This window comes from Endozoicomonas sp. ONNA2 (assembly GCF_024606365.1).
GTDB lineage: Bacteria > Pseudomonadota > Gammaproteobacteria > Pseudomonadales > Endozoicomonadaceae > Endozoicomonas.
The window spans coordinates 1-5459 of the sequence record NZ_JAHHPO010000664.1 but is presented as its reverse complement, the minus strand read 5'-3'; the positions used below and the strand labels follow the sequence as shown (position 1 = coordinate 5459).

The window sequence follows — 5459 nt, the reverse complement described above, 5'->3', positions numbered from 1 at the left end:
TGATGTAATACCCTCTGCACGCCATCACAGCATGACACTCTCTTTTTGGTTTAATGCTGCGAAAGCGATCACTGCTAACGTCAATTTGCTCCACGGTTCTTATGGTAAAGAGTCGCTCAACATTGATATCGTTAACCATGGTACTGGCATAAAAATGCACTGGCCTTCTTCCCAATTGGCCGGTGCCATCGAGTGGAATGAGATCGACGCCAAATACACCTATGAAGGGACTGTAGGCATTGCAACAGGAGTCTGGCATCAGGTAACCATGGTCCATGAATATGGCGGTATCAACAAACTCTTCTTCGATGGTCAGCTCGTCGATTCTGCCCCTCACGTGGGCTATGCCTATAACTTTAACAGTCTGACTTTTGGCAAGGGCTTTAACGGGCTCATCGATGAGATTCAAAGCTTTAACTATGCCCTGAATGACACTCAGGTTGCTGCCAATTATCAACGGACTGAACCGGTCCCGATTGCGCCTGCTTATAACGGTATTGTTGCTGCGGGAAATGTTCAATTTGACTGGACAGGCGTGCGCGGTGCGGCAGGCTACGAACTCTTTGTCAGTTCAAACAAAACGGATGTTGATAACCCAGACAGTGGCTTGGCAGCGGCCTGGACAGGCAGCCCTACTGAAGCTGTACAGACGGTTAACGACACCGACCAGATTTTCTGGCGGGTGGATGCCATTATGGCTGACGCCAGTCGTATCCGGGGGGATACCTCCAGCTTTCGAAAAGTGGCTTATGGCTACGTGGCTCATACCAACTAGGCGCCGGTGGTCACTCAGTCAACCATTGACCTTGGTACGATTGAGGGAAGTAAAACATTTGGACCTTTTGATCTCAGCCAATACTACAGCGATCCTGAGGGAGGTGAACTCCTGGTCTTCCATAAAAATACGGCCACTGGTACTTATGGGCCATGGGGTGGTGCCTTTTCAGAGGGTTTGAACATTCATGGTAGTGGTCAGGTTTACTCTAATGAGGGTGTAGCGAGCGCTGATGCTCAGACCATAAACCTCAAGGTTGTCGACGACCGGGGTCAGGAAACGTTCTTTGACTTGAATTACAAGGTTGAGCAGGCCCCGAAATTTACCAGCAATGCTTTTCTGGTAATGGAAGATACAGCGGTTAACACTGTCGTTACGACGCTCACCGCAACCGATGCTAACCGTGGCGACACAACCGTCATCTATTCTGCAGTGGGCGGTGATGGACTCAGTCATTTCGCAGTTGCCCCTGATGGTACTGTGACCTTAATAGCGGCTTTGGACTTTGACCTGCAACCTTCATACAGCCTCGTTGTCAGTGCAACCGATGCACATGGTTACTCTTCTGAACAGACCTTTACCATTTTAATTGGTAATACTGTGGGGCTACCGCTTCTTACTACTCATTCGACGTCTTTTGCAGGCGCTACGCTCACTGAATCTGGCTTATCTGCGGATATCCCTGATAGCTCACTGGCTTCTATTACCATCGATGAGGTTAATGATCGTCTCGACATTACCACAACGGGCAACACGGATATGTGGAAGGCACGTAACAATGGCCCTATTGCTTACTTTGCAGCGCCCGGCTCTGAGTCCTGGGCAGTGGAAACAGAAGTCGAACTGAACGCTGCACAAAATCGTCAAATTGCAGGCCTTACTGTCTATGCGGATGAAGATGGTGCACAACCGGTATTCTCCTATGGCCTGGACTACTGGAGTGGCCGTGATGGACTTATTAACCTCCAAGGCCTTGGTACCAATAACCCGCTTATTAACGTCAGTGCCCATGCTTCTGGCAAGGTCAAACTGCGTATGGAGGTGATTGAAAATGGTAATGGCGTCGGGGTTGACAGGTACACGTTCTTCTATGATCTGTTTGATGGTAATGGTATGCAGAAGCTCACATCTTATGGCTTCGAAGTAGACAGAAGCCGTATTGGTCTTTTTCTGAAAACGGCGCATGCACGTACAGCGTACTTCGATAACTTTGAGGTTTCTGAAGTTACCATGCCAGCGCCTTGAGATTTCTTAAAACGTTTTCTTTCCGCTGATCAGGGATATAAGCCAGGATAGCGCCCATCACTGGGCAGATGAAACCGGGCTGAATTTTCAGCCTGGGTTTTACTCTATATCCACACATTCAGCCCGCTACCAGAAACTTATCCAAATTAATCGGTGTGCACCAAATAGTGTCGTTGACAGGCGTTGTTTATTTTGGTGCATTGGCTTGTGACGTCCATAAGCCCGGGGGCATTTTGCAACTGTCCAGCAACAGGCCAGGTGGCGAAAGACTTTAATCTTTACACCAAAATCACCGGCGGGCAGAGAATTGATCTGTTTGGTGCCCGGGTGAATGAGTTGCCCGCTATCTGGCGGCGGTTGGTGGATGCCGGGTTTGAAACCGGGCACGCCTATGGAAAATCCCTGAGAACGGTTAAATCCTGTGTCGGCAGCACCTGGTGCCGCTATGGTGTTCTGGACAGTACCAGTATGGCCATTGCCATTGAGCACCGTTATCGGGGGGTGCGTTTACCCCATAAAGTCAAAATGGCCGTTTCGGGATGCACCCGGGAATGCGCTGAAGCACAGAGTAAGGATGTGGGTGTTATTGCCACGGAAAAGGGCTGGAATCTCTATGTTGGCGGTAATGGCGGTATGAAACCCAGGCATGCTGACCTGTTTGCCACCGAGCTCGATGATGAAACGCTGTTGAAATATATTGACCGTTTCATGATGTTTTATATTCGCACCGCTGACCGGCTCCAGAGAACCTCGGTGTGGCTGGATAATCTGGAAGGTGGTCTGGATTATCTCAAGTCAGTGATTATAGAGGACAGCCTTGGCATTAATCAGCAGCTGGAAGATGAAATGACCCACCTGGTGGGGACCTATCAGTGTGAGTGGAAAACGACACTGGAGAGCCCTGAAAAACTCAAACGTTTCAGCCATTTTATCAACAGTGACCAGTCGGATAGCAATGTTGTTTTTGTCGATGAGCGGGATCAGATACGGCCAGCTACGGAACAGGAAAAGATTCAGCTAACAGCCGTGAGCGAATGAACAGCCGTGAGCGAATGAACAGCCGTGAACGAATGAAAGGAGGTTATCTAATGAGCCAGTGGACGACGATCTGTCAGGATGAACAACTGTCTTCAAACCTGGGCATCTGCGCCCCGGTGGGTGCCTGTCAGGTGGCGGATTCCGGGTAAAGGATCAGGTGTTTGCCCTGGTAATTTTGATCCATTCAGTGGTGTCAATGTGATCTCCCGGGGCATTGTGGGGGATCTGCGGGGGCATCTTGTTGTGGCATCGCCCATTTACAAACAGCATTTTGATTTAGCCACCGGACAATGTCTGGAAGATGATACGGTCAGTCTCAATGTATACCCGGTACGAATCCATGAAGTTAGCGTACAGGTGCAGCCTGCACCTCTGGTGAGACAAGTTGCCGGGCAGGTTGCCTGATGAGCCATTATCCGCAGCCGGATGGCCGGCAAAAACTGGTGGTTATCGGCAATGGCATGGGTTCGGTCCGGTTTCTTGAACAACTGTTTGCCGGTGGTCAGTGCCCTTTTCAAGTGACCGTGCTCTCGAAAGAGGACTGCCCGGGGTATAACCGGATTCAACTGTCCAAATTATTGGCGGGCAGTGTTGATCTGGATGGTATTGCGCTGAAAAGTGCCGCCTGGTATCAGCAGCAGGGGATCGAACTACTGATGGGCGAGAACTAAAAAGCTATCCGGATTGATCGCTCACTGAAGCGGGTTATCACCCGGGGTGGTGATACGTTTGACTATGACCGTCTGGTGCTTGCCACCTGGAGTGAAAAGGATGGCACAGTAACCAACTCTGAGCGGCGGATTTCCCTCCAGCGTGCGTTATTCCCCCTGGCCGGGGAAGCCCGGCCGGACTGGTGGATCATCAGTGAAGTGGCTGCCCGCCTGGGGTTTGCAGAGGCGTTTGACTATTCCGGCAGTGCCGATATTTTCCGTGAACATGCGGCACTGTCAGGTTATGAAAATAACCGGGAGGGAAAAGTCCGGGATTTTACCATTGCCCCTCTGGCGAATATCTCCGATGCAGAATACGACGGTTTGGAACCGTTGCAATGGCCATTATCAGATTCCGGGACGGGTTCTGGCAAAGAGCCGCCAATGTTAACAGCATCAGGGTTAACAGCATCAGGCAAGGCACGATTTTTCAAGAGTGGGGGCTTTTTTACCGGGAATGGCCGGGCAAATTTTATTGCTACCCATGTCCAGCGCCCCCTGAATGCTCCCGGTCAGTGTTATCCACTATTGTTGAATACCGGGCGGGTGCGTGATCACTGGCATACGATGACACGAACCGGGCTTTCAGCCCGTTTGAATCAACATACCGATGAGCCGTTTCTGGCCATACACCCGGAGGATGCTGAACGTTATCAGTTGCATGACCGGGCGCTATGTCAGATCTCATCAGAATTCGGCAAGGCGGTGGTGCGAGTGCAGGTTTCTGACGACCAGCGGCGCGGTGAAGTGTTTATGCCCATGCACTGGACACGCCAGCACAGTGGGACGGGCTTTTCCGGGGTACTGGTGAATCCGGTGCTTGATCCTGTGTCCAGACAACCGGACCTGAAGCATACGCCAGTGGCTGTTGAGCCTTATCACACTGGGCAGTATGGCGTGCTGATGACCCGGGAAAGAGTGGCTATTGGTGATATTGATTATATGACTGAGGTCCGTATTGACAATGGCTATCGCTATGAAATGGCCGGTAGCAACCTGGATCAGTTAGCACTGTTTTCACGGCTCAGGCAATATCAGAAGGTTGAATATACGGATAATACTCTGGTTGAGCGTCGGCTGGCCTGGTTCAGTGATACAGGGCTTCAGACTCTGTGGGTATCAGCTCCGGCGGTCTCTTCCTGTGATCGCCAGTGGTTACAGTCCTGGTTTTGCCAGACAGCCTCCATTGAGGAAGCCTGGTGGGTTCTGTCCGGCAACCCTCCCCGGGGAGAAGATGTCGGCAGGCAGGTTTGTGCCTGCTTTGGGGTTGGTGAGAAGACCACCTGCCGGGCCATTGCTGAACATGGTTTGACCGATCCTGTGCAAGTGGGAAATCATTTGCAGGCGGGAACCAACTGTGGGTCCTGTATTCCTGAAATCAGGGAGTTAATCGAGCGGAGCTGACAATAGCCTTTCTTGTCAGGATTAAATTCTGCAAAAAGTCAAAACCGCCCGGGAGGTTCTGAGCACCTTGCCCATGTGGAAGCAACCGGGTGGATGCAATGCTGATCTACCATCGGGAAGCTTCCTATTCCTTTTATCATCAAGTCATTGAAGTTTTCCACAAACCTATACTTAGCTTTGATTGTAATATCATGCTGTTAGCAGCAGGACTGCCGCTGAAGCTGTGTATTTAGGAGTTGTCTGGAAATAACTTCCCTATTTTCATTGCCTGACTGGACTGAGCTTGT

Annotated in this window: 6 protein-coding genes and 1 pseudogene; all 7 read left to right on the top strand. The window is 50.8% G+C overall.

The annotated features are described in order from the left end of the window. Positions 1-775 (top strand): LamG domain-containing protein (locus tag KDK14_RS11690; protein WP_257265298.1); only part of this gene is annotated, 775 nt, incomplete at its 5' end. Positions 776-781: 6 nt separating this feature from the next. Beyond that, on the top strand, positions 782-2020 hold the full coding sequence (locus tag KDK14_RS11685; protein ID WP_257265297.1) for a cadherin domain-containing protein: 1239 nt from the start codon (positions 782-784) through the stop codon (positions 2018-2020). Between the two features lie 252 nt (positions 2021-2272). Beyond that, a pseudogene (locus tag KDK14_RS11680) lies at positions 2273-3058 on the top strand (nitrite reductase (NAD(P)H)); the annotation flags it as partial. Further along, positions 3055-3207, top strand: a complete 153-nt coding sequence (locus KDK14_RS11675; RefSeq protein WP_257265296.1) for a hypothetical protein — start codon at positions 3055-3057, stop codon at positions 3205-3207. The pseudogene KDK14_RS11680 and the gene KDK14_RS11675, both read left to right, overlap by 4 nt. Further along, complete coding sequence (locus KDK14_RS11670) at positions 3179-3463, top strand: nitrite reductase (NAD(P)H) small subunit (protein WP_257265295.1); 285 nt, start codon at positions 3179-3181, stop codon at positions 3461-3463. The genes KDK14_RS11675 and KDK14_RS11670 overlap by 29 nt, the downstream gene beginning before the upstream one ends. After that, on the top strand, positions 3463-3729 hold the full coding sequence (locus KDK14_RS11665) for a hypothetical protein (RefSeq protein WP_257265294.1): 267 nt from the start codon (positions 3463-3465) through the stop codon (positions 3727-3729). Before KDK14_RS11670 ends, KDK14_RS11665 begins: the two co-directional genes overlap by 1 nt. A 75-nt stretch (positions 3730-3804) precedes the next feature. After that, a complete protein-coding gene (locus KDK14_RS11660; protein WP_257265293.1) occupies positions 3805-5172 on the top strand; it encodes a molybdopterin dinucleotide binding domain-containing protein in 1368 nt (455 codons plus the stop codon). The last annotated feature ends 287 nt before the right edge of the window (positions 5173-5459 follow it).